The sequence below is a fragment of the Pseudomonas sp. 18173 genome (assembly GCF_050432945.1).
Lineage (GTDB): Bacteria > Pseudomonadota > Gammaproteobacteria > Pseudomonadales > Pseudomonadaceae > Aquipseudomonas.
In genome coordinates this window covers 446,370-469,294 of the sequence record NZ_JBKFTN010000001.1, presented here as the reverse complement: position 1 = coordinate 469,294, position 22,925 = coordinate 446,370, and the positions used below count along the sequence as shown (strand labels likewise).

General features: G+C 61.2%; 20 protein-coding genes, 1 tRNA gene and 1 pseudogene. 8 read left to right on the top strand and 14 right to left on the bottom strand.

All coding sequences use genetic code 11. The annotated features are described in order from the left end of the window. The first annotated feature begins 54 nt into the window (after positions 1-54). The 4 genes and pseudogenes from ACLD1X_RS02145 to ACLD1X_RS02130 all read left to right on the top strand — a co-directional run bounded on the left by ACLD1X_RS02145 (position 55) and on the right by ACLD1X_RS02130 (position 3,505). Positions 55-1,365, top strand: a complete 1,311-nt coding sequence (locus tag ACLD1X_RS02145; RefSeq protein ID WP_429365909.1) for an MFS transporter — start codon at positions 55-57, stop codon at positions 1,363-1,365. A 53-nt stretch (positions 1,366-1,418) separates the two neighbouring features. Further along, positions 1,419-2,258, top strand: a pseudogene (locus ACLD1X_RS02140) (PAS domain-containing protein); the annotation flags it as partial. Then, positions 2,238-2,798: a methyl-accepting chemotaxis protein gene (locus tag ACLD1X_RS02135; RefSeq protein ID WP_429365930.1), complete on the top strand. Its 561-nt coding sequence runs from the start codon at positions 2,238-2,240 to the stop codon at positions 2,796-2,798. The pseudogene ACLD1X_RS02140 and the gene ACLD1X_RS02135, both read left to right, overlap by 21 nt. A gap of 107 nt (positions 2,799-2,905) precedes the next feature. After that, positions 2,906-3,505, top strand: a complete 600-nt coding sequence (locus ACLD1X_RS02130) for a flavin reductase family protein (RefSeq protein WP_429365908.1) — start codon at positions 2,906-2,908, stop codon at positions 3,503-3,505. 12 nt (positions 3,506-3,517) lie between these two features. On the opposite strand, the gene ACLD1X_RS02125 is transcribed toward ACLD1X_RS02130, so the two are convergent. Both ACLD1X_RS02125 and ACLD1X_RS02120 read right to left on the bottom strand, forming a co-directional pair. Then, positions 3,518-3,886 carry a cupin domain-containing protein gene (locus ACLD1X_RS02125; protein ID WP_429365907.1) on the bottom strand — a complete coding sequence of 123 codons (369 nt, stop codon included), beginning with the start codon at positions 3,884-3,886 and terminating at the stop codon, positions 3,518-3,520. A 76-nt stretch (positions 3,887-3,962) separates the two neighbouring features. Continuing rightward, a complete protein-coding gene (locus ACLD1X_RS02120; protein ID WP_429365906.1) occupies positions 3,963-4,772 on the bottom strand; it encodes an AraC family transcriptional regulator in 810 nt (269 codons plus the stop codon). A 166-nt stretch (positions 4,773-4,938) separates the two neighbouring features. Between ACLD1X_RS02120 and ddlA the strand changes: the two genes are divergently transcribed. Next, positions 4,939-6,033, top strand: coding sequence for a D-alanine--D-alanine ligase (ddlA, locus tag ACLD1X_RS02115; protein ID WP_429365905.1), 1,095 nt, complete (start codon positions 4,939-4,941; stop codon positions 6,031-6,033). Between the two features lie 57 nt (positions 6,034-6,090). On the opposite strand, the gene ACLD1X_RS02110 is transcribed toward ddlA, so the two are convergent. After that, positions 6,091-6,462, bottom strand: a complete 372-nt coding sequence (locus ACLD1X_RS02110; RefSeq protein ID WP_429365904.1) for a helix-turn-helix domain-containing protein — start codon at positions 6,460-6,462, stop codon at positions 6,091-6,093. A gap of 206 nt (positions 6,463-6,668) precedes the next feature. Next, on the bottom strand, positions 6,669-8,501 hold the full coding sequence (ggt, locus tag ACLD1X_RS02105) for a gamma-glutamyltransferase (RefSeq protein ID WP_429365903.1): 1,833 nt from the start codon (positions 8,499-8,501) through the stop codon (positions 6,669-6,671). A 166-nt stretch (positions 8,502-8,667) separates the two neighbouring features. On the opposite strand from ggt, the gene ACLD1X_RS02100 reads away from it, so the two are divergent. Next, the gene (locus tag ACLD1X_RS02100) at positions 8,668-9,777 is read left to right on the top strand and encodes a DUF2817 domain-containing protein (protein WP_429365902.1); all 1,110 of its coding nucleotides are present in this window, start codon (positions 8,668-8,670) and stop codon (positions 9,775-9,777) included. Between the two features lie 98 nt (positions 9,778-9,875). On the opposite strand, the gene ACLD1X_RS02095 is transcribed toward ACLD1X_RS02100, so the two are convergent. The 6 genes from ACLD1X_RS02095 to ACLD1X_RS02070 form a co-directional block, all read right to left on the bottom strand. Beyond that, a tRNA-Met gene (locus tag ACLD1X_RS02095) sits at positions 9,876-9,952 on the bottom strand. Between the two features lie 87 nt (positions 9,953-10,039). After that, positions 10,040-11,494, bottom strand: a complete 1,455-nt coding sequence (locus ACLD1X_RS02090; RefSeq protein WP_429365901.1) for an amidase — start codon at positions 11,492-11,494, stop codon at positions 10,040-10,042. Between the two features lie 60 nt (positions 11,495-11,554). Continuing rightward, positions 11,555-12,601 carry an extracellular solute-binding protein gene (locus tag ACLD1X_RS02085; protein ID WP_429365900.1) on the bottom strand — a complete coding sequence of 349 codons (1,047 nt, stop codon included), beginning with the start codon at positions 12,599-12,601 and terminating at the stop codon, positions 11,555-11,557. A gap of 27 nt (positions 12,602-12,628) precedes the next feature. Further along, positions 12,629-13,435: an ABC transporter permease gene (locus ACLD1X_RS02080; RefSeq protein WP_008016604.1), complete on the bottom strand. Its 807-nt coding sequence runs from the start codon at positions 13,433-13,435 to the stop codon at positions 12,629-12,631. Then, the gene (locus tag ACLD1X_RS02075; RefSeq protein WP_429365899.1) at positions 13,435-14,355 is read right to left on the bottom strand and encodes an ABC transporter permease; all 921 of its coding nucleotides are present in this window, start codon (positions 14,353-14,355) and stop codon (positions 13,435-13,437) included. Before ACLD1X_RS02075 ends, ACLD1X_RS02080 begins: the two co-directional genes overlap by 1 nt. Positions 14,356-14,370: 15 nt before the next feature. Next, complete coding sequence (locus ACLD1X_RS02070; RefSeq protein ID WP_429365898.1) at positions 14,371-15,489, bottom strand: ABC transporter ATP-binding protein; 1,119 nt, start codon at positions 15,487-15,489, stop codon at positions 14,371-14,373. A gap of 227 nt (positions 15,490-15,716) precedes the next feature. On the opposite strand from ACLD1X_RS02070, the gene ACLD1X_RS02065 reads away from it, so the two are divergent. Next, positions 15,717-16,622: a LysR substrate-binding domain-containing protein gene (locus tag ACLD1X_RS02065; RefSeq protein ID WP_429365897.1), complete on the top strand. Its 906-nt coding sequence runs from the start codon at positions 15,717-15,719 to the stop codon at positions 16,620-16,622. A 15-nt stretch (positions 16,623-16,637) separates the two neighbouring features. On the opposite strand, the gene ACLD1X_RS02060 is transcribed toward ACLD1X_RS02065, so the two are convergent. Beyond that, positions 16,638-18,695 (bottom strand): methyl-accepting chemotaxis protein, encoded by a 2,058-nt coding sequence (locus ACLD1X_RS02060; protein ID WP_429365896.1) that lies wholly within the window; start codon positions 18,693-18,695, stop codon positions 16,638-16,640. A 334-nt stretch (positions 18,696-19,029) separates the two neighbouring features. Between ACLD1X_RS02060 and ACLD1X_RS02055 the strand changes: the two genes are divergently transcribed. Next, positions 19,030-20,238 (top strand): MFS transporter, encoded by a 1,209-nt coding sequence (locus ACLD1X_RS02055; RefSeq protein ID WP_429365895.1) that lies wholly within the window; start codon positions 19,030-19,032, stop codon positions 20,236-20,238. Between the two features lie 189 nt (positions 20,239-20,427). On the opposite strand, the gene ychF is transcribed toward ACLD1X_RS02055, so the two are convergent. The 3 genes from ychF to ACLD1X_RS02040 form a co-directional block, all read right to left on the bottom strand. Continuing rightward, on the bottom strand, positions 20,428-21,528 hold the full coding sequence (ychF, locus tag ACLD1X_RS02050) for a redox-regulated ATPase YchF (RefSeq protein ID WP_413427041.1): 1,101 nt from the start codon (positions 21,526-21,528) through the stop codon (positions 20,428-20,430). A 22-nt stretch (positions 21,529-21,550) separates the two neighbouring features. Then, complete coding sequence (gene pth, locus ACLD1X_RS02045) at positions 21,551-22,135, bottom strand: aminoacyl-tRNA hydrolase (protein WP_020799735.1); 585 nt, start codon at positions 22,133-22,135, stop codon at positions 21,551-21,553. Between the two features lie 169 nt (positions 22,136-22,304). After that, on the bottom strand, positions 22,305-22,904 hold the full coding sequence (locus tag ACLD1X_RS02040) for a 50S ribosomal protein L25/general stress protein Ctc (RefSeq protein WP_008016617.1): 600 nt from the start codon (positions 22,902-22,904) through the stop codon (positions 22,305-22,307). Between the last annotated feature and the right edge of the window lie 21 nt (positions 22,905-22,925).

The window sequence follows — 22,925 nt, the reverse complement described above, 5'->3', positions numbered from 1 at the left end:
GCATTTGCGTAGACCATGAGCGCCTTGGTTTTTGCCTGTGCCAGAGTTCCTTTCATGATTAACACCGATTCGCGTCCGGCGCCGTTCAGCCGCTCGGACTACAAGACCCTGGGGCTAGCCGCCCTCGGCGGGGCCCTGGAAATCTACGATTTCATCATCTTCGTGTTTTTCGCCCTGACCCTCAGCCAGTTGTTCTTCCCGCCGGAAATGCCCGAGTGGCTGCGCCTGCTGCAAAGCTTCGGGATCTTCGTCACCGGATACCTGGCGCGACCGTTGGGCGGCATCCTGATGGCGCACTTCGCCGACCGCCTGGGGCGCAAGAAAGTCTTCAGCCTGAGCATCCTGATGATGGCGTTGCCCTGCCTGCTGATCGGGATCATGCCGACCTACGCGCAAATCGGCTATTTCGCACCGTTGCTGCTGTTGGCCCTGCGCATCCTCCAGGGCGCGGCGGTGGGCGGTGAGGTGCCCAGTGCCTGGGTATTCGTCGCCGAGCACGCGCCCGTTGCCCATCGCGGCTACGCCTTGGGCTTCCTGCAAGCGGGGCTGACCTTCGGTTACCTGATCGGTGCATTGACCGCGACCTTCCTGGCGCAGGCATTCACTCCAATGGAAATACTCGATTACGCCTGGCGTTACCCGTTCCTGCTCGGCGGCGTGTTTGGGGTGATTGGCGTGTGGCTGCGTCGCTGGCTCAGCGAAACCCCAGTGTTCACGGCCATGCAGACGCAACGCGAGGCGGCCGGCGAACTGCCGCTGCGCACAGTCTTGCGCGAGCATCGCCTGGCCATTTTGCCAGCGATGCTTCTCACCTGTGTGCTGACCTCGGCCGTGGTGGTGTTCGTGGTCATCACCCCGACCATGATGCAGAAAACCTTTGGCATGACCGCCAGCCATACCTTCGCCTTGAGCGCCTTGGGCATCGTGTTCCTGAACATCGGCTGCGTGCTCGCCGGGCTGCTGGTCGACCGTATCGGCGCCTGGCGCACGGTGATGCTCTATAGCCTGCTGCTGCCGCTGGGCATCGGCGTGCTGTATGCCTGCCTGATCATGGGCGGTGACTGGGTCGGCCTGGCCTACGCCGTGGCAGGGCTGGCGTGCGGGGTGGTTGGCGCGGTGCCGTCGGTGATGGTCAGTCTGTTCCCGGCGCGAATTCGTGTCTCGGGCATCTCGTTCACCTACAACATTGCCTACGCCGCGTGGGCGAGCATCACACCGCTGCTGTTGATCGGCCTGATGCCGTGGAGCCCATGGATCTGCGTGATGTTCAGTGCGGTGATGGGCGCGGTGGGGGTGGGCAGTGCGGCGTACTTCGGTGCGCGGATGCCGAGAATGGCCGGCTGTTCTGCCGCTGGCGCGCATTGATCGGGCCTGTCGTAACTATTTTTGTAGGACAAGCCTGAAGCACGCTTCAGAAAATGTTTCCAAGGCCGATGGTTAAGCTGCATATCGCTTTCTACCCCTGTCTATCGGTGCTTTCCATGTTCAATAAACGCTTGAAGCAGGAGCTGTCGGCTCTTCGTGAAGAACTCTCCAGTCTCCAGCAAGTGAAGGAAAGTCTGGAAAGCGAGATGCTGGTGCTGACCCTCGACAGCGACGGGCGGGTTCAGTCGGTCAACCAGAACTTCCTTGGCGAGATGCACTACAAGAGTGCCGACCTGATCGGCCGACACATCGACGACCTCGTCCCGGATCACGTCAAGTCCGATGAATTCCAGCTGCGTTTCAAGAACGCGCTGACCCGTGGCGAGCACTTTGCTGGCGCGGTTCGCCTGTTGCGCGGTACAGGCCAGGAAGCGTGGTTGCGCTCGATCCTGCAACCGGTGCGTTCGGCAGATGGGCGGATCAAGCATTTTTCGATCTTTTCCAGCGACCTGACCCGCACCATCGAGGCCTCCCGCGAACACGAGAACCTTATCGGTGCACTGGTTCGCTCTACAGCTGTGATCGAGTTCGACCTCAACGGCAACGTGCTGACCGCCAACGACCGCTTCCTCAGTGGCATGGGTTACAGCCTGGCGCAGATCAAGGGCAAACATCACCGCACCTTCTGCCTGCCGGAGGATTACAACAGTGCCGAGTACCAGAACTTCTGGCGTCGCCTGAACGCCGGTGAATACGTGGCCGCCCGATTCAAACGTGTCGATAGCCATGGTCGTGCGGTCTGGCTGGAGGCGTCCTACAACCCGGTGGTCGATGCCAACAACAAACTCTACAAAGTGGTGAAGTTCGCCACGGTGATTACCGATCAGGTCAATCAGGAGCAAGCCGTCGCCGAGGCCGCCAACATCGCCTACAGCACGTCGAAGCAAACCGACCAAAGCGCCCAGCGCGGTAACGCCGTGGTGACCCAGGCCGTGGACGTGATGCGTGACCTGGCCAAACACATGCAAACCGCCGGCGATGGCATCGAAGCCTTGAACGAGCAATCGCTGGTGATCGGTACCATCGTCAAGACCATCAGCGGCATCGCCGAGCAGACCAACCTGCTGGCGCTCAACGCGGCCATCGAAGCGGCGCGTGCGGGTGAGCAGGGCCGAGGGTTCGCCGTGGTGGCCGATGAAGTCCGGCAACTGGCTTCGCGAACCAGCCAGGCCACCGACGAAATTGTCCTCGTGGTGCGGCAGAACCAGGACATGGCGCGCAACGCCGTGGCGCTGATGACCGACGGCAAGCTCCAGGCCGAACAGGGCCTGGCGCTGGCGGCGGAAGCGGGTACGGTGATTGTCGAGATCCAGGACGGCGCGCAGAAAGTGGTCAATGCGGTGGGGCAGTTTGCCAATCAGCTGGCAAGTTGAATCCAGCGTTTTGTTCGACGCCTGAAAAGATCGCCATTGGCGATCTTTTCATTTCAGCTCGTTCTATCCCGTTACAATCGGCTCATTTCCCCCAGGAGCAGACTTCCATGAGCGTTTCCCACCGCCGTCCAGTTCCCTTGCCCAAGGCCTATCGCTTGCTCAACCACGGCCCGACCGTGCTGGTCAGCGCAGCCCACGGTGGCCAGCGCAATATCATGGCGGCAGCCTGGGCCATGCCGCTGGATTTCGAACCGCCGAAAATCGCCGTGGTGCTGGACAAGTCCACCTGGACTCGCCAGTTGCTGGAAGCCTCGGGCACGTTTGTGCTGAACGTTCCTTGTGTCGCCCAGGCCGACATTGTGCAAACCGTCGGTTCGACCTCCGGCCTGGAATTGACCCAGGGCCAGGGGCGCGACAAGTTTGCAACCTATGACTTGCAGACGTTCGCCGGCCAGGCGGTCGATGCGCCGATGCTCGAAGGCTGTGTGGCCTGGCTCGAATGCCGCCTGTTGCCGGAGCCGAACAATCACCAGCAGTACGACCTGTTCCTGGCCGAAGTGATTGCCGCCCAGGCCGACGAACGCGTGTTCAGCGAAGGTCGCTGGCACTTCGAAGGGCACGATGCCTTGCGCACGCTGCACCACGTGGCGGGCGGGCACTTCTTGACCATTGGTGACCCTGTGGACGGCAAGAACTTGCAGGCGTGAGGCAGGCAGCGCTCAAATCCAGACATCATTCTCGGCAGTGCGCTCGCCACCTTCGCGGCCGGTATTGAGCACGCCCTTGGGTTCGATCAGCAGGAGTTTTACCTCCTGTGCGGCGCTGGGTTTGTGCTCGATGCCTTTGGGCACCACATACATTTCTCCGGCGTTGACCAGCACATGGCCATCGCGAAAGTCGATGCGTAACTGGCCTTGCAGAACGATGAAGGTTTCGTCGGTATCGAGGTGGTCGTGCCAGATGAAATCCCCCAGCAACTTCACCACCTTGAACTGATAGTCGTTCATTTCGGCGATGACCCGGGGCGACCAGTGCGTATCGATTCGGGCGAGTTTTTCAGTGAAGTTCAGGCTTTCGTATGCGTTCATGGAACAGCTCTCGCGGTTGTTTGTGAACCCACGATAGCCAGCAATCCGGCGCGGCTCTTGAACGATTGTGCGTGGCTCAGCGCCGCTGCAGGCTCAGCCAGCGGGCCGGTGGCAAGCCGTAGGTTTTGCTGAATTGCCGGGTCATGTGGCTCTGGTCGGTGAAGCCGGCGATCAGCGCGGCGCTGACCAGTGTCTGTCCCTGGGTCAGCAGCGCGCGAACCATGTCCAGGCGTCGCATGGTCAGGTAGCGATAGGGGCTGGTACCGAACAACAGGCGAAAATCCCGGGACAGGCTCCAGCGATCCCGGCCACTGTGTTGCGCCAGCTCATCGAGTGTCACGGTGCGATCAAGGGCGCTGTGGATGTATTCCCGCGCGCGCTGCGCGGCCACGTAATCGAAACCCGAGCGTTTGGCAGGCACACCGGAAACCGTGCTCAAGGCCTGCGCCAGATCGAACAGCGCATCCTGTTCTTCCAGTGGGTCGAGCGGGCAATCAAGGCTGCGCAGCAACGCTCCCGTGGCGGCAAACAGGCGGGGGTCGTTCGACAGTCCGGTCTTGATGAACGGCAGCGGTTGGCCGCCGAGCATCTGCTGGATCAGCGCCGGTTCGATGTACATCATCCGGTACTGGAAACCGGACTCGGTGCCGGCCTCGCCATCGTGGGCTTCGTCCGGGTGCAGCACGATCGTTGCGCCTGGCTGGCTGTGGCGCCAGCCACCGCGATACTGAAAACTCTGCACCCCGGCCAGGGTGTGGCCGATGGCATAGGTGTCGTGGCGGTGAAGATCGTAGCCATGGCCGGCAAAAAACGCCTCGAAACGCTGTAGCCCGCCGACGTCGGGCGCGCGATGGAACCAGTCATTGCGAGGCGGGTACTTGGCCATGGAGATGATTGTCTTGAGCTCGATGCGCAACACGGTAACCCAGTCAGCGACGCCCTGTCTTCTGATCGGTAGGCGACAGGTGCGCTAGAAAACCAAGGGCAAATACTGCACTGTGTGACGCATTCTCTGCAGGTCGTTTTTTCTATTCGTCAGGTGAGGCCAGGTCATGAGCAAGCTGCGCGTGGGGATCATTTTCGGGGGCCGTTCGGCTGAGCATGAGGTGTCGCTGCAATCGGCGAAAAACATCGTCGATGCGCTGGATCGTTCACGCTTCGAACCGGTGCTGATCGGCATCGACAAACAGGGCCACTGGCACCTCAACGATCCTTCGAATTTTTTGCTGAATCAGGAAAACCCGGCGCTGATCGCCCTCAACCAGTCCAACCGCGAACTGGCCGTGGTGCCGGGTAAGGCCAGTCAGCAACTGGTGGAAACTTCCAGCCAGGAAATGCTCGGCCACGTCGATGTGATCTTCCCGATTGTCCATGGCACCCTCGGTGAAGATGGTTGCCTGCAAGGCCTGCTGCGCATGGCCGACTTGCCGTTTGTCGGCTCCGATGTACTGGGCTCGGCCGTGTGCATGGACAAGGACGTCAGCAAGCGCCTGCTGCGCGATGCCGGCCTGGCCGTGACGCCGTTCGTGACACTGACCCGCGCCACGGCGGCGCGCACCGGGTTTGCCGAGGTGCAGGGCAAGCTGGGCTTGCCGCTGTTCGTCAAACCGGCGAACCAGGGCTCTTCCGTGGGCGTGAGCAAGGTTACCGACGAGCTCGAGTACACCGCTGCGGTGGAACTGGCGTTAAGTTTCGATACCAAGGTGTTGATCGAGTCTGCCGTCAGCGGCCGCGAGATCGAGTGCGCGGTGCTCGGCAATGAAGAGGCCGTCGCCAGTGGCTGTGGCGAGATCGTGGTGCACAGCGGGTTCTATTCCTACGACAGCAAATACATCGACGACAAGGCGGCTGAAGTGGTGGTGCCGGCCAATATCAGCGTCGAGGCCAGCGAGCGCATTCGCGCCCTGGCCGTCGAAGCGTTCCAGATACTGGGCTGCTCCGGCCTGGCCCGCGTCGATGTGTTCCTGACTGACAGCGGCGAAGTGCTGATCAATGAAATCAACTCGCTGCCCGGCTTCACCCGCATCAGCATGTACCCGAAACTGTGGCAGGCCACCGGCATGACCTACAGCGAACTGGTGACGCGACTGATCGAGCTGGCGCTGGAGAAGCACCACGTTCGGCAGGGGTTGAAGATCAGTCGATAAGTGGAGTTCTGCATCGCCCGTATTATCGGTGGGTATGCTTGCAGGAGCCGACCCTGATCAAGCGTGCTTGACCGGTTTGATCAGGCTCTGGGCGGGTATCCCGAACAGCTCGTGCAGTTTCCAGATCATCGGAAGCGTCAACGCTCGCTTGCCGTTGAGTACTTCATAAACACGATTTGTGCGGCCGATGGCGGGTGCAAGATCCGCGGCGGACAACCCGGACTGCTCCATTCTGAACTTGATTGCATCGATAGGATTGGGCAGGTCGATCGGGAAGTGCTTCGACTCATACGACTCGATCAGCGTAATCATGATGTCAAAGTAATCTCCCTCGGGAGTGCCAATTTCAGGTTCATTCTCAAACAGTGCAGACACACTCTTGAGAGCGGCGCGGTAATCCTCGTCGGTGTGAATCGGGTGAATGTTCATGGGTTACTCCATTTCGACGTTATCAGCGTCGACCGTGTCGTACTGCTTGTGAGTGCTGATAAATTTTATGTACACGGCGTAGAAACTCTAACCAGGACGCAATTTTTTGCGGATAGGAAAAAGCAGCGGGAGAGAGGCGACCTGGACTCTTTACCTATAAAAAGGGCCTACCCACCGGTAAGCCCTTTCTCACACCTGCGTACGACTCAATCCCCCAACGCTTGTCCCTCACGCCGCGGGTCGGCACCTCCCGTCAGCGATGCTTTCCCCTGGGCGTCCTTGATCCGGACAATCGCCTGGGTGCCGCTGGTCATGTCGATTTCGCTGACGTTGTGGCCTTTGTCTTTCAGCGCCTGAATCAGCGCGGGGCTGAACTGTCCCTGTTCCAGTTCGGTCGGGCCGTTGCGGCTGCCGAAGTTGGGCAGGTTGATGGCGGCTTGCGCGTCGAGGTTCCAGTCGAGCAGGCCGATGGTGGATTTGGCGACGTACTCGATGATTTGCGAGCCGCCGGGGGAGCCGACAGTGGCAAGGAACTCGCCGCTCTGGCGGTCGAAGATCAGGGTCGGGGCCATGGATGAGCGCGGGCGTTTGCCGGGCTCGACGCGGTTGGCGACTTTCTGTCCGTTCTCCTCGGGAATGAACGAGAAGTCGGTCATCTCGTTGTTGAGCATGAACCCCTGAACCATGATGTGGGAGCCGAACGCCGACTCGATGGTGGTGGTCATCGACACGGCGCCGCCTGCGTCATCGACGGCCACCACTTGCGAGGTGGAAATCCGCAGCGGCGAACGGTCCGGGGCGTAGGCCACCTGAATGCCCGGCGGGGTGCCGGGCCTGGCCGTGCCCATGCTGCGTTCGCCGATCAGGGCGGCGCGGCTGGCGAGGTAGGCCGGGTCCACAAGGCCCTTGACCGGCACGGGTACGAAGTCGGTATCGGCGACGTACTGTGCGCGGTCGGCATAGGCCAGGCGTTCGGCTTCCGAGATCAGGTGCACGGCTTGCGGGGCGGGCTCTATCCCGGCCGGGGCCGTGGTCTTGAGCGGTTTCAGCGGTGCCAGCGCCAGGCGCGTGTCGCGAGCCTCCAGGGCTTGCAGCGTGCCGAGAATCTGCGCCACGGCGATCCCGCCCGATGACGGCGGCGGCATGCCGCAGACTTGCCAGCGCTTGTAGTCGGTACACAGCGGCGCGCGTTCCTTGGCCTGGTAGTGGGCGAGGTCGTTCAGGGACAGACTGCCGGGGTTGGCGTGACCTTGAACCTTGGACGCGATTTCCTCGGCGACCGGGCCTTTGTACAGCGCATCGGGACCTTCATGGGCGATGCGTTTGAACACAGCGGCCAGCGCCGGGTTCTTCAGATTGGTGCCGACGGCTTTCGGGCTGCCATCGGCATTACGGAAGTAGGCCATCATTTCCGCCGAGCGGGACATGGACGAATCCGCGGTGATCAACTGGTGCAGGCGTGGCGAAATGGCAAAACCTTGTTCGGCGAGCTGGATGGCCGGTTCAAACAGCTGCGCCCAGGGCAGGCGCCCATGCTTTTGATGGGCCAGTTCGAGGGCGCGCAGTACGCCCGGCGTGCCCACCGAACGACCGCCGATCTGTGCCTGGGTGAACCCCATCGGTTGCCCGTTGGCTTGCAGGAAAAGCTTTTCAGTGGCGCCGGCCGGGGCGGTTTCACGTCCGTCGTAGGTGCGCACGGCCTTGCCATCCCAGAGTACGATCAAAGCACCACCGCCGATGCCCGAAGACTGTGGCTCGACCAGCGTCAACACCGCTTGCATCGCAATCGCGGCATCGATGGCCGAGCCGCCCCGGCGCAGCATCTCCCGCCCGGCTTCGGCCGCCAGCGGGTTGGCCGCCGCTGCCATGTATTTGTCGGCGTGTTGGGTGCGCAGGTCGGTGCGGAACCCGGAAGCGCTTTCCGGAGCGAGCGGTAATGTCAGCACCGAAGCGTTGTGGCACGCGGTCAGGGTCAGGGCGCTGGCGAGCAGAACCAGGGCGGGCAGGCGATAGCGGCGCAAAGGGATGGCTGAAAACACGTGGGGCACTCCGTCCGTTGGATCTACGATCAGTGGACTGTATCGGCCGACCGGAAGGGACGCAAACCAGGTCCCGCGGCATTGACGTTTTTGTCCTTCATCAAAGGCACGATTTTCTGTAGGGTCGTTGCCAACAGGCAGGCCAGAAAACCAACAAGAGGCAGACATGCAAACCGAATTCCCCACCCAGCCCGGCTATCGCACCCAGCGTGAACAGTTCCTGGCTGCAGCGACCACCGCAGGCGCAACGCTGACTGAATATCCACACCCGCTCAAAGGACCGTTTGGCGAATCATTGAGTACCGATGTGGCGGTACTGGGCGATCCCCGCGCCAGGCGCCTGTTGATTGCGCTGAGCGGCACCCATGGAGTTGAAGGCTTCTATGGCTCGGGGTGCCAGATCAAATGGCTGCAGGAGCTGGGCAGGCGTTCGCTGCCAGCGGATGTCGCCGTGGTCATGATCCATGCCATCAACCCTTGGGGCATGGCCTGGTTGCGCCGGGTCAACGAAGACAACATCGACCTGAACCGCAATCACCTGAACTTCCAGCGCCCGCTGCCAGACAACCAGGCCTACAACGCCCTGCATGAAATCTATGCCTGCCCGCAGTTGCACGGCCCGCAGCGCGATCGTGCCGATGCCTTGCTCGACGAGCAGATTGACCTGCATGGCTGGCCGGCGGTGATGTCGATTGTCGAGGGCGGTCAGCACGCTCATCCCGATGGCCTGTTTTACGGCGGGCTGGCACCGAGCTGGTCGAACCGCACGCTGCACCAGATCGTGCAAAAGCACGTGAGCCATGCCGAGGTCGCCATGTGTTTCGACTTGCACACCGGCGCGGGCGAGTACGGTCATCCGATGTTGCTGACCATCACCGAGTCGGCCTATCCGGCGCTGCCTGATGCGCAGGCGATTTACGGCCCGTGGCTCTACAGCCTGCAAACCGGCGCCGAGACGGTCAGCGAAACCGGCGTGGCCGCGACGGCCACCGGCTATACCTCGCAGGCGTTGATCGATGCGCTGCCGCAGGTGCGGCTGATGCCTTTTGTCATCGAGTGCGGGACCTATCCCGGGCCGGACGTTCACCGGCATCTGCGCGATGACCACTGGCTCCATTTGCATGGCAACCCGAGTGATGCAACGGGGCGCGGGATCAAGTTGAATCTGCTGGAGCAGTTCTATCCGGCGGATAGCGATTGGCAGGCGATGGTCTGGTTGCGTACGTGGCAGATCTGGGAGCGGGCGTTGTCGGCATTGCCGACCATTGGCGTCTGATCGATGCGCGCATGCGGTTGAGGATTTCCTGCAACCGCAGCGTATTTTTTCAAGGCATAAAAAAACGGCCTACCTTTCGGTAAGCCGTTTTTAGTACTTGGTGGCTACACAGGGACTTGAACCCCGGACCCCAGCATTATGAATGCTATGCTCTAACCAACTGAGCTATGTAGCCAAGTGGCGCGCATTATTCACCGGTAACGGGGATGCGTCAAGCACAAATCTAAAATATTTCTCTGCGCTTTCAACCGTTTATCAAAATCTATCCTCTGAGCAGTGGTGAAGGGCAGCGCTGGAACCAGCGGCTGGCCTGTTCGTACGCGTGGGCCAGTTGCAGGACAGCGAAGTCGGCCTGGTGCCTGCCGATGATTTGCAGGCCCATGGGCAGGCCGCTGGCGTTGAAGCCGACCTGTACGCTGGCCACCGGGCAGCCGGACAAGGTGCCGGGAATTACTACCTCCATCCAGCGGTGATAGGTGTCCATGGCCACGCCTTCGATGGAGGCGGGCCACGCTTGGGTTTTATCGAACGGGAACACCTGGGCGCTCGGCAGCAGCAGGTAGTCGTATTTTTCGAACAGCCTGGAGATCGCCCGATACCAGTCGCTGCGCATCACCGATGCGGCAAACACGTCAGTGGCCGAGAGTTTCAGGCCGTTTTCGACTTCCCAGCAGGCTTCCGCTTTCAGCAGTGCGCGCTTCTGCGGGTCGGCATAGGTCGCGCCCAATGAGCCGGCGACCATCCAGTGGCGCAATGTCCGCCAACTGCTCCACAGCTTCTCTGGTGCGTATTCGGGCTGTACGGGCTCGATATGGCAACCCAGGCTTGCGAAATCGCCGAAGGCCTTTTCGCACAGCGAGAGGATGCCTTTTTCCATCGGCAGGTAGCCGTTGAAGTCGCCGAGCCAGCCCAGGCGAGTGCCTTTGAAGTCCCGCTCCAGCGGAGCCGCAAAGGCGCTGCCGGACTCGGCAATCGACAGCGGCGCCCGCGCATCGGCCCCGGCCTGCACCGACAGCAGCAACGCTGCATCGCGCACGCTGCGCGCCATGGGGCCTTCGTAGCCGAGCTGGTCGATGAACAGGTCGGCACTGTCATCGAAGGGCACGCGACCCTGGGACGGACGGAAGCCGAAGATGTTGTTGAACGCGGCCGGGTTGCGCAGCGAGCCCATCATGTCGCTGCCATCGGCCACCGGCACCAGGTGCATGGCCAGCGCCGCCGCCGCGCCGCCGCTGCTGCCGCCAGCGGTCTTGCCCGGGTCGTAGGCGCAACCGGTGGCGCCGAACAGCGGGTTGTAGCTTTGCGAGCCGAGGCCGAACTCCGGGGTGTTGCTCTTGCCGATGATGATCGCGCCGGCGGCCTTGATCCGCTCGACCATGATGCCGTCGCGCTCGGGGATGAAGTCCTTGTACAGCGGCGAACCCAGCGTGGTGCGGATGCCGCGGGTCAGGGACAGGTCCTTGATGGCATGGGGCAGGCCGTGCATCCAGCCACGGTATTGGCCGTTGGCCAGTTCCGCGTCGCGGATATCCGCCTGGGCCAGCAGGTCTTCCGGTGCTTGTAGGCTCACCAGTGCATTGACCTGCGGATTGAAGCGTTCGATGTGGGCAAGATAAGTCTGCATCACTTCCCGGCAGGAAACCTGGCGCAGGCGGATGCGTTCGGCGAGCTCGTGGGCCTGCAACAGGACCAGTTCGCTGATGTTAATAGAGTTCATTGCAAGCGGCCTTTCAGACGGCTGGAAAAACGCCCCGCCATTGCGTCGGGGCGGTAGCGATCAACGCATCAGGCTGGTCCAGAGACGGTCGGCCAGGCGGATCGCGCCTTCGCCGCAGGTCTTGCTGAACACCACCGGAGTGCCTTCGGGGATGTGCAGTTCCGGCGCATCCTTGAGGCCCGCGTCGAGGAACGGCTCCACACCTTTGATCGGGCTCTGGTGCTTGAGGAAGTTCTGGGTCATCGCCGCGTTTTCAGGCTGGCTCAGGAACGCGATGAACGCCTTGGCGTTCACCGGGTTCTTGCTGCCGGTCGGGATGACCATGTTGTCGACCCAGGCCAGTACGCCTTCTTTCGGGTACAGGTAGTTCAGGCTCGGTTTCATTTCCCGGGCACGCATCGACGAACCACCCCAGAAGGTCGACATGTCGATCTCACCGGACGCCAGGTTTTCGCGGATCGAACCTGCCTTGGAGCTGTAGGTCTTGACGAACGGTTTCTGCGCCTTGAGCAGGGTCAGGATCTGCTGCATTTGCTTCGGATCTTCACTGCACAGCGGAATGTTCAAGTACAGGCTGGCCATGTCCACGACATCGCTGACCGAGTCGAACATGTTGATTCGCCCTTGCAGCTCGGTCGGTGGCTCGTAAAGCACCTTGAGGCTGTCGGCAGGGCCCTTGTAGCGTTCGGTATTGAGCACCACGCTGGTGGTGCCCCAGATAAACGGCACGGAGTAGGCGCCTTCCGGGTCCCAGGTGGGTTTTTTCAGGTTGTCGACGACGCCGGCATAGTAAGGCTCGTTGACCGGATCGAAACGCTCCAGCAGCTTTTCCTTGATCAGGATCGGAATGAACTGGTGGGACGGGATCGCCACGTCGTAACCGGCACCGCCCTGTTTCAATTTGGCCAACAGGGTTTCGTTGGAGTCGTAGGAGTCGACCGTAACTTCAATGCCGGTCTGCTTCTGGAACTTGGCGAGAATCTCTGGTGAAAAGTAACCGCTCCAGCTCACCACATTGAGTTTTTCCGCGGCCTGGACGCTGCCGGCCATGGTCAGCGGCAAGGTCAGGAACAACGACGTGCCGATGCTTTTAATCCACTTGCTCATGCTATTTCCCCACAGTGCGTAGAAGGATCAGGATTTCTTTTTGCCCAGCAGATAGGAAAGGGTGACGAACAGCACCGAGACACCCAGGATCAGGGTCGACACGGCGTTGACGTCGGGTGTCACGCCCATGCGCAACAGGCCGAAGATGAAGATCGGCAAGGTGGTGGTGCCGGCCTGGGAGACCATCATCGAGATCACGAAGTTATCCAGCGACACGATGAAGGCCAGCATCAGCCCGGAGAAAATCCCCGGCATCAGCAGCGGCAGGGTGACCTTGCGGAAGGTCCGCCACGGGCCGGCATAGAGGTCGGCCGAGGCCTGTTCCAGGGACAGGTCCATGTCGTTCAGGCGTGCCCGTATCGGCAAAAAAGCAAAGGGAATGCAGAACACCGTGTGAGCGATGATCAGGTTGCCGTAGCCCAGGGACAGGCCGATGGTGGAAAACAGCGCGAGAGTGGCGACGCCGACCACGATTTCCGGCAATACCAGGGGCAGCATGATCGCGCCCATGGACAGTTGCAGGCCTTTGAACTTCGCCCCCCGTGACGTGCCGAGGGCGGCGAGGGTGGCGATGGCCGTGGCGACCATGCTGGCGCAGACCGCGATCAACAGGCTGTTGCCGGCCGCCTGGCGCAGGGCCTGGTTGGCGAATGCAGCGCGATACCAGTCGAGGCTGAACCCGGTCCATACCGTTGCCGACTGGTTGGCGTTGAACGAGAACGCCACCAGCACCACGATTGGCGCGTAGAGATACAGGTAGAACAGGAAGCTGAAGCCGCCGAAACCGGGGAAGTCCTGCACGCCCAACGTATTGCGTTTGAACAGGCCGATCATCATGCACCTCCTTTGGCGATGCGCTGGCGCTCGGCACGCAGGGCATAGACCGTCAGAACCAACATCACCGCGGCCATCAGCACCAGCGACAGGGCTGCACCGAAGGGCCAGTTACGGGCATCGCTGAACTGCCGGAAGATCAGGTTGCCAAGCATCATTCGCGTGCCGCCGCCGAGCAGTTCCGGGGCGATCATCGCTCCCAGGCAAGGCACGAAGGTGAGGATGGCGCCGGCAAGAATCCCCGGTTTGGCGATCGGCAACACCACCTTGCGCAAGGTACGCACGCGCCCGGCGTAGAGGTCCTGGGCAGCCTCGAGCAGGCGGGTGTCCATTTTTTCCAGGGTGGCGTAGATCGGCAGCACGACGAAGGGCGCATAGGTGTAGACCAGCCCCAGCAGCACTGCGCCGTCGGTGTAGAGCAATTGCAACGGCTGATCGATGACCCCGAGCCCCATCAGGCTGTTGTTGATCACCCCGGTGTTGCGCAGCAGCAGAATCCACGCATAGGTGCGGATCAGCAGGTTGGCCCAGAACGGCACGGTGATCAGGAAGATCAGCAGGCCTCGGCGATGGGCCGGTTGCATGGCCAGCCACACCGCGACCGGAAAGCCGATCAACAGGGTGATGATGGTCGTCAGCCCGGCGATGCCGATGGAGCGCAAGGCGATGATCAGGTAGGAGTCGGCGAAGGCCAGGCTGTCATCCAGTTGCCGCTCGAACAGCAGTGAGGTGTAGGCGTCGCCGCTGAATACCTTGTTCACTCCGCCGTAGGGGTTGGCTTCCATCAGCGAATAACCGATGACGATGAGGATCGGCACGATCAGAAACAGGCCGATGGCAATCAGTGCGGGGCTGACACCGAGAAAACTCTGGAAAGCCCGCCGACGTTCCAGCGTGTTGGCAATCGGTAAAGCGTGCATGGCAATTCCTCGTGCTCAATCGTGCAGGACGCTGGCGCTACCCTGGTCGAACAACAGGCCGGCCTGGCTTCCTGGTGCGAAGCGTTTGCTCTGGTCGACGCAGTTGGGGGTGCGCACGGTGAGGCGTGAACCGTCACTCAGGCTGACCTGGTATTGCAGGTCGGTGCCGAGGTAGATCTGCGCTTCGATCCGGCACGGCAAGGCGCCGTCGGTATTGCCTGGCACCAGATGCAAACGCTCGGGGCGCACGGACAATGCAACGTTGGCGCCGACCCGCACATCGCTGCACGGCTGCGCGGGTAGCGGATGTCCGGCCGGGCCGGCGAACCAGGCCAGGCCATTTTCGACGCGAGTGACCGTGCCTTCGATGAAGTTGGTTTCACCGATGAAGTCCGCGACAAAGCGATTGCGCGGGCGCTCGTAGATGTCTTCCGGGCGGCCGACCTGCTGCACTTCGCCTTCGGACAACACGGCGATGCGGTCGGACATGGTCAGGGCTTCTTCCTGGTCGTGGGTGACGAAGATGAAGGTGATGCCGGTACGCGCCTGGATGGTTTTCAGCTCTTCGCGCATGGCCTGGCGCAGCTTGAGGTCCAGCGCCGAAAGCGGTTCATCGAGCAGCAACACTTTCGGGTGTGGCGCCAATGCACGAGCCAGGGCAACGCGCTGTTGCTGACCGCCGGAAAGTTGCGCCGGCTTGCGGTTGGCGAAACGTTCCATCTGCACCAGGGCGAGCATCTCGCGCACCCGTTCGGCCATTTGCGTTTTGTTCAGGACTTTGCCCATCGGGTGGGATTCAAGGCCGAAGGCCAGGTTCTCGGCGATGGTCATGTGCGGGAACAGCGCGTAATGCTGAAACACCGTATTGACCGGGCGCTGGAAGGGCGGGCGGTCGGCGATGTTTTCGCCGTAGAGCAGAATCTCGCCTTCGGTAGGGAATTCGAACCCGGCGATCATCCGCAGGAGCGTGGTCTTGCCGCAGCCCGAAGGGCCGAGAAGGGTGAAGAATTCGTTGTCACGAATGTCCAGGTCGATGCTTTTCAGCGCCACCGGACCGGTGCTTGGATCACCGTAGACTTTGCGCACTGAGCGGATGGACACCGCCAGCGTTTGCAGCGAATGCAGGGCATTCATGCGTTACCTCCGATTCCCCCATCGCCCGCGAGTGCTGTAGACAGCTGAGCCGTCGGACCATGGATATTATTTTTCTGGGCAGGATCGAGATTGCGTTCGGGTGTTGTAACCAGCTGTTTTTTTGTTCTGCTGTGGCTCGATTATCAGCGAGGGGTTGCGGCGGGCGAAACTTCAATTTTAACATAGGGGCTGTTAAAAAATTTAACAGCCAAAGGCGTACACAAGCCATGCCTGACCACCGTTTGCCGCCGCTCAACGCGGTGCGTGCCTTTGATGCCGCGGCCCGGTTGGGCAGCTATGTCGAAGCCTCCAAGGCCTTGCACGTGACCCAGCCGGCCATCGGCCGCCATGTGAAGTTGCTGGAGGACTGGCTGGGCATTCAACTGTTCGAGCGCACCTCGCGCGGGGTCAACCTGACGGCGGCAGGGGAGAAGTACCACCGCAAGATCAGCGCTGCCCTGCAACTGATCATCGATGCAGGAAAGGAGGCGCAGCCCAAACACGCCGAGCGCTGGCTGCGCATCATGGTGGTGCCGGGGTTCGCCAAGCGCTGGCTGATGCCGCGCATCGAGACCATGCGCCATCTGCGTCCGGGATTGAAGTTCGCCATCGAACCCAATTCGACCTTCACCGAAGTGGATGGCAAAAGCGCGGACCTGGGCATCGTCTACGGGGTGGACGGCCAATACGCCAACTCGCGCACCAGCCTGATTTGTCCTCGGGTATTTCCGATCTGTTCCCCCGAGTATCTGGCCAGCGTCGAACCCATCGACAGCCCCGCGGACCTGGTGCAACACAACCTGATCCACGTCGATGACGGCGAGTGGTGGAACCTGTGGTTCGCCGCCAACGACCTCGACATGCACCTCAATTCGGACATGCTCTACGTCAACAACGACCACGCGCTGTCGGTGGCCGAGAGCGGGCAGGGCATTGCGCTGGCCAATGAAGTGCTGGTGCGCGAAGAACTCCGTAGCGGCAAGCTGGTGCGGGTGGTGGACGCGCAAGTGAAGCTGGAAAGCTATCGGGTGCTCACGCCGTCCGCCGAGCTCTCGGCGGACGTGGCGTGGTTTATCGACTGGCTCAAGACCGAGCTGGAGCAGGACTTCCCGGAGGCGGTGATCCGCGTCTGAGAAGTCCGACTGCACTCAACTCAAACGGAAACGCCCGGTGTTGTCGCTGAGGGCCTTGCTGCCGTGGCTCAAGGTGTCCGCTGCCTGGTTCACCGCGCGGGCGCCTTCAAGCAGACGCACCGCCGCCTGATCGACCTGCTGGATATTACCGCTGACTTCGTCGGCGGTACTGGCCTGTTCCTCCACCGCCGTGGCGATTTGCGCCAGGGTATCGGTGACGCTTTGCACTGCACTGGCGATATCCCCGAGCCGCTCACCCAGGCCTGTCACTGCCTGTGCATCGGATTGCGCCTGACCACAGGCCGATTCCATCAGGCTCACGGCTTCGTTCACCGTGTTGCGCAAGCTATCGACGGTGCCGGCAATCTGCGCAGTCGAAGATTGCGTACGTTGCGAGAGGCTGCGCACCTCATCGGCCACCACCGCAAAGCCGCGACCTTGTTCGCCGGCCCGAGCCGCTTCGATTGCGGCGTTGAGTGCCAACAGGTTGGTCTGCTCGGCGACGCCGCGAATGGTGTCGACCACCAGCTGGATCTGCTGCCCCTGCTCGCTGACCCGGCCCAGCGCCGCTGCGGTTTCATTCAGGCGTTGGTTGAGTTGCTGGATGCTCGCGGTGGTGCGCTGGCTGTCACGGCTGCTGTCGGCGGCAATGCGCCGGGTGTGCTGGGCGCTCCCGGACGCCTGTTCGCAACTGTGGGCCACCCCTTGTGAGGTGGCGGCCAGTTGCGTCGCCGCGGCGGCAATCTGGCTGATCTGCAACTGCTGGGCTTCGACTTCGCCCAAGGCGTCGCTGGCGTGATGGTTGAGGGTTTGCACGGCGTGGCTCAATTGCAGGGTTTCGTGATCCACCCCTTGCAGGCTGGTGCGCAGTTGCACCACGGCGACGTTCAGTGCGGTGCTGATGGCCGCGAGTTCATCGCGACCCTGAACCGGTACTTGCAGGCTCAAGTTGCCATCGCGCAAGGCCTCGGCCAATACCGTGATGCCGCTGGCGCTGCGACGGATCGAAGCTTGCAAACAGATGAACAGATACAGCGCGGCCAACAGCAGGCAGCCCAACACGGTGGCCACCACAATGAACTGGCGGATCGCCGAGCTGTGGTAGTAATCCAGGCGTTGATCCAGCGACACCAGCGACTGCTGGCGCAATGAGGCGAGGTCAGAGAGCAGGGCGTCAAGACTGCGTTCGAAGTCATCCGGCTTGAGGTTGATGCTGCCGCCGAACACGCCGTCATCCAGCACCTTCAGGCCGGCGTCCAGGTGCTTGAGGCTGTCATGGTATTGCCCGGCCCAGGTTTGCAGGGCGCCGGGCAGGCGCGCTTCGAGCAGGCCTGCGGTTTTCACCAGCTGCTCGCGCGCATCGCCGATGCGGCTGCGCAAGTCGCGCAGTTGCAGGCGGCTTTGCAGAGTGAACTGCCCGGATACTACCGATGCCTGGCCCACCGCCGCCAGGCGACCGACTCGCTCGATCAGGTCCGGCGCATGCTGGGTGGAGATCTGCGTCAGCAAGTAGGTTTCCAGCCACGGGGCCAGCGTCAGGCGATTGTCCATGGCGATCTGCTCACGCAAGGCTTGCAGGGCGCTCAAGGCGTTGGTGAAGCGATCATAGCCATCCGGCCACCAACCGACATTGCTCAGGCTTTTTGAGTCGAGGCCATCGAGGGTGGTTTGCAGGGCCTGGTAACGCGACAGCGTTTCACCCTCGGCACCTTCTTTTTGCAGGGCATTGCCCAACTCGGCAGTGGCCTGGCTGACGGCGGGTTGAGCCGCATCGAACGCCGCCATCGCCGCGAGGGTGGCGGGTGTCGGTTGGCGATTGGTTTCCGTGGCGCGCCAGCGGGCGGCGCGATCACGCTGGGCGGCGAGCAGGTCATCCAGTGCATCAAGTGCAAGCAGTTGCCGCACCCCGGCGCGTTCGCCGGAAATCAGGCTGAGTTTGTCGCGATAGTCCTGGCCGATCAACCACAAGCTGCCGGCCAGCGGCAGGATAAACAGCAGAAACAGCAGCTGGAATTTGCGTGCAAAACCGAAACGCCCCAGCAACCCGATCCCCGGTGATAAAAAAGCCTGCATGCCCCATGACTCCTCTGGACACCACGCACCATCGGCGTGCGTCGGAGGTTGTTGCACCGCCGACTCGTGCCCTCTTAAAAGGCCTCGAAAGTTCACCCTTGTCCGCTCTGTGGGCCGACTCTGTGGCGAAACTTCCCATTGTCGGCCTCCTTTGTAAGGAAGCCGCGTTCAAGCAGACAAGCAAGGCAAGATTCAGACCATGGCTATGCGCCATCAACGCTGCGGCGATGAAAATCGAAGTCGTTAGCAGGCTAAGGGGATGGCGTTGCTGCACTGAAAAATGGCACATTGACGGACCTGCCCGTTTGCACCCACCTGTTGTACGGAAAACCCCATGGCTATCAGCAACGCCCAGACCGGTTCAGTGCCGGCGTCCCAAAGCAGCCCCCTGGTGATGCGCATCATTGGCGCGGTGGCGCTGGCGCATTTGATCAACGACCTGATCCAGTCGGTATTGCCGTCGATCTACCCGATGCTCAAGGCCAACTATGGCCTGACCTTCACCCAGGTCGGCCTGATCACCCTGACGTTCCAGTTGACGGCCTCGTTGCTGCAGCCGTGGGTCGGTTACTACACCGACCGCCATCCCAAGCCGTGGCTACTGCCGGCGGGCACGGTCTGCACCTTGATCGGGATTCTGATGATGTCGGTGGTCGGCAGCTTCCCGATGATTCTGCTGGCGGCGGGTTTGATCGGCATCGGATCTTCGACCTTCCACCCCGAGGCATCTCGCGTGGCGCGCCTGGCTTCAGGCGGGCGCTTCGGGCTGGCGCAATCGACCTTCCAGGTCGGGGGTAACGCAGGCTCGGCGTTCGGCCCTTTACTGGCGGCGGCGATCATCATTCCCTTCGGTCAAGGGCACGTGGCGTGGTTCGGCCTGTTCGCGGTATTTGCGCTGTTCGTGCTCTACCGGATCAGCCGCTGGTACGCCAACCACTTGAACCTGTTCAAGCTCAAGCAAGGTCAGGCGGCGACTCACGGCCTGTCCAGGGGGCGAGTGATCAGCGCGCTGGTGGTGCTCGGGTTGCTGGTGTTCTCCAAGTATTTCTACATGTCCAGCCTCACCAGTTACTTCACCTTCTACCTGATCGAGAAATTCGACCTGTCGGTCGCCAGTTCGCAGTTGCACCTGTTCCTGTTTCTGGGCGCGGTAGCGGCGGGGACATTCTTCGGCGGGCCGATCGGCGACAAGATCGGGCGCAAGGCGGTGATCTGGTTTTCGATCCTCGGCGTTGCACCGTTCACCTTGCTGCTGCCCCATGTCGACCTGTTCTGGACCACCATTCTCAGCGTGGTCATCGGCTTCATTCTCGCCTCGGCGTTCTCGGCCATCGTGGTGTACGCCCAGGAATTGGTGCCGGGTAATGTCGGGATGATCGCCGGGGTGTTCTTTGGCCTGATGTTTGGCTTCGGCGGGATTGGCGCGGCATTGCTGGGCCATCTGGCGGACATTCACGGCATCGAGTACGTGTACTACCTGTGTTCGTTCCTGCCGTTGTTCGGGGTGCTGGCGATTTTCCTGCCGCGAACCAAAAAGGCCTGACCCGACACCAATCCCCCCTGTGGGAGCGGGCTTGCTCGCGAAGAGGGCGTGTCAGTCGACGTCTATATCGCCTGAAACACCGCTTTCGCGAGCAAGCCCGCTCCCACAGTGGTTCAGTGGTGGGGCGGGTGATTGTTTCAGGCACAAAAAAGCCGCGTATCAAACGCGGCTTTTTTGTGGGCGGTGTGCTTACACGTTGAAGCGGAAGTGCATCACGTCGCCGTCTTTGACGATGTAATCCTTGCCTTCCAGGCGCCATTTACCGGCTTCCTTGGTACCGGCTTCGCCCTTGTACTGGATGAAGTCGTTGTAGGCGATCACTTCGGCGCGGATGAAGCCTTTTTCGAAGTCGGTGTGGATCACGCCAGCGGCTTGTGGTGCGGTGGCACCGACGCGGACGGTCCAGGCGCGAACTTCTTCGACACCGGCAGTGAAGTAGGTCTGCAGGTGCAGCATTTCGTAGCCCGCGCGGATCACGCGGTTCAGGCCAGGCTCTTCGAGGCCCAGGGCTTCGAGGAACATGTCTTTTTCTTCGCCGTCATCGAGCTCGGCGATTTCCGCTTCGATCTTGTTGCACACCGGAACAACCACGGCGCCTTCTTCTTCGGCGATGGCCTTGACCACGTCCAGGTGCGGGTTGTTTTCGAAACCGTCTTCAGCGACGTTGGCGATGTACATGACCGGTTTGGTGGTCAGCAGGTGGAAGCCCTTGATCACCGCTTTCTCGTCGGTGCCCATGTTCTTCATCAGGCTGCGCGCCGGCTTGCCTTCGGTGAAGTGAGCGATCAGTTGCTCCAGCAGGCCTTTCTGGACCACTGCGTCCTTGTCACCGCCCTTGGCGTTGCGCGCGACTTTCTGCAGTTGTTTCTCGCAGCTGTCGAGGTCGGCGAAGATCAGTTCCAGGTCGATGATTTCGATGTCGCGTTTCGGGTCGACGCTGTTGGAGACGTGAATCACGTTCTCGTCTTCGAAGCAGCGGACCACGTGGGCGATGGCATCGGTTTCACGGATGTTGGCCAGGAACTTGTTGCCCAGGCCTTCACCTTTCGACGCGCCGGCAACCAGGCCCGCGATGTCGACGAATTCCATGGTGGTCGGCAGGATGCGCTTTGGATTGACGATGGCCGCCAGGGCGTCCAGACGCGGATCCGGCATCGGCACGATACCGCTGTTCGGCTCGATGGTGCAGAAGGGGAAGTTCTCGGCCGCGATCCCGGATTTGGTCAGGGCGTTGAACAGGGTGGACTTGCCGACGTTAGGCAGGCCGACGATGCCGCAATTGAATCCCATGGTGTTTCCCCTCGGATAAGAGTCAGGCCTTCTGGCTGTGCAGGTTTTTCATCGCGCGGTTCCATTCACCGGCGAGGATATCCGGCAGCACGCCGAGGGCAAAGTCGATGCTGGCATCGAGTTTTTCCTGTTCGGCGCGTGGCGCACGACCCAGGACGAAATTTGAAACCATACTGGCGACGCCCGGGTGGCCGATGCCAAGCCGCAGGCGATGAAAGGTATTCTGATTGCCCAGTTGCGCAATGATGTCGCGCAACCCGTTGTGACCGCCATGGCCGCCGCCCACTTTGAGTTTGGCAACGCCCGGAGGCAGATCGAGTTCGTCGTGTGCCACGAGGATTTCTTCGGGCTTGATGCGGAAGAAACCTGCAAGGGCCGCCACGGCCTGGCCGCTGCGGTTCATGTACGTGGTGGGAATCAGCAGACGAACATCCTGACCCTGATGCGAAAAGCGCCCGGTCAGGCCGAAATATTTGCGGTCCGCCACAAGGTTCACGCCTTGTGCGTTCGCGATGCGCTCAACAAAAAGGGCCCCTGCGTTATGCCGGGTCTGTTCGTATTCAGCGCCTGGATTTCCCAGGCCAACGATCAGTTTGATGGCAGTCACGATAGGGGCCCTTCATTGGAGTGGTGGATAACATCGCCGCAATCAGGGTGTGCGGCGAAAGTGGACGAAAATTGCTCATTTACCATGATGTAAACTCCGCGTTCTCGCCCGCTTTCTCGCTACGCTCTAGTCCGCGATGTTTCCGGTCACTCCGGCAGCGCAGAGTAAATTACTCTGCAGCGCCTTCTGCAGCTTCTGGAGCAACACGTGGAGCGTGGACGTTGGCAACAGCCTTGTCATCACCGTGTGCCAGAGCAACGAACTCAACGCCTTTAGGGGCTTTGAGGTCGGACAGGTGAATGATCGAACCGATTTCAGCGTTAGCCAGGTCGACTTCGATGAACTCAGGCAGATCTTTCGGCAGGCAGGAAACTTCGATCTCGCCAACAACGTGGGAGATTTCGCCGCCTTTCTTGGTTGGTGCTTCTTCGTTGATGAAGTGCACTGGAACGATAGCGGTCAGTTTCTGGCCAGCTACAACGCGTACGAAGTCAGCGTGCATCACGTGGCCTTTGGCCGGGTGACGCTGCAGGGCTTTGATCACGACGTTCTGCTTGGTGCCACCAACGTTCAGCTCGATGATGTGGCTGTAAGCCGCTTCGTTTTCGAGCAGTTTGGCAACTTCTTTGGCCAGCATGCTGATGGATTCAGGGGCTTTGTCGCCACCGTAAACTACAGCTGGAACCAGGCTTGCGAGACGACGCAGGCGGCGGCTCGCACCTTTCCCCAGGTCGGAACGCACTTCAGCATTCAGAGTAAAATCGTTCATGTTGTATCTCCAAAATAACCA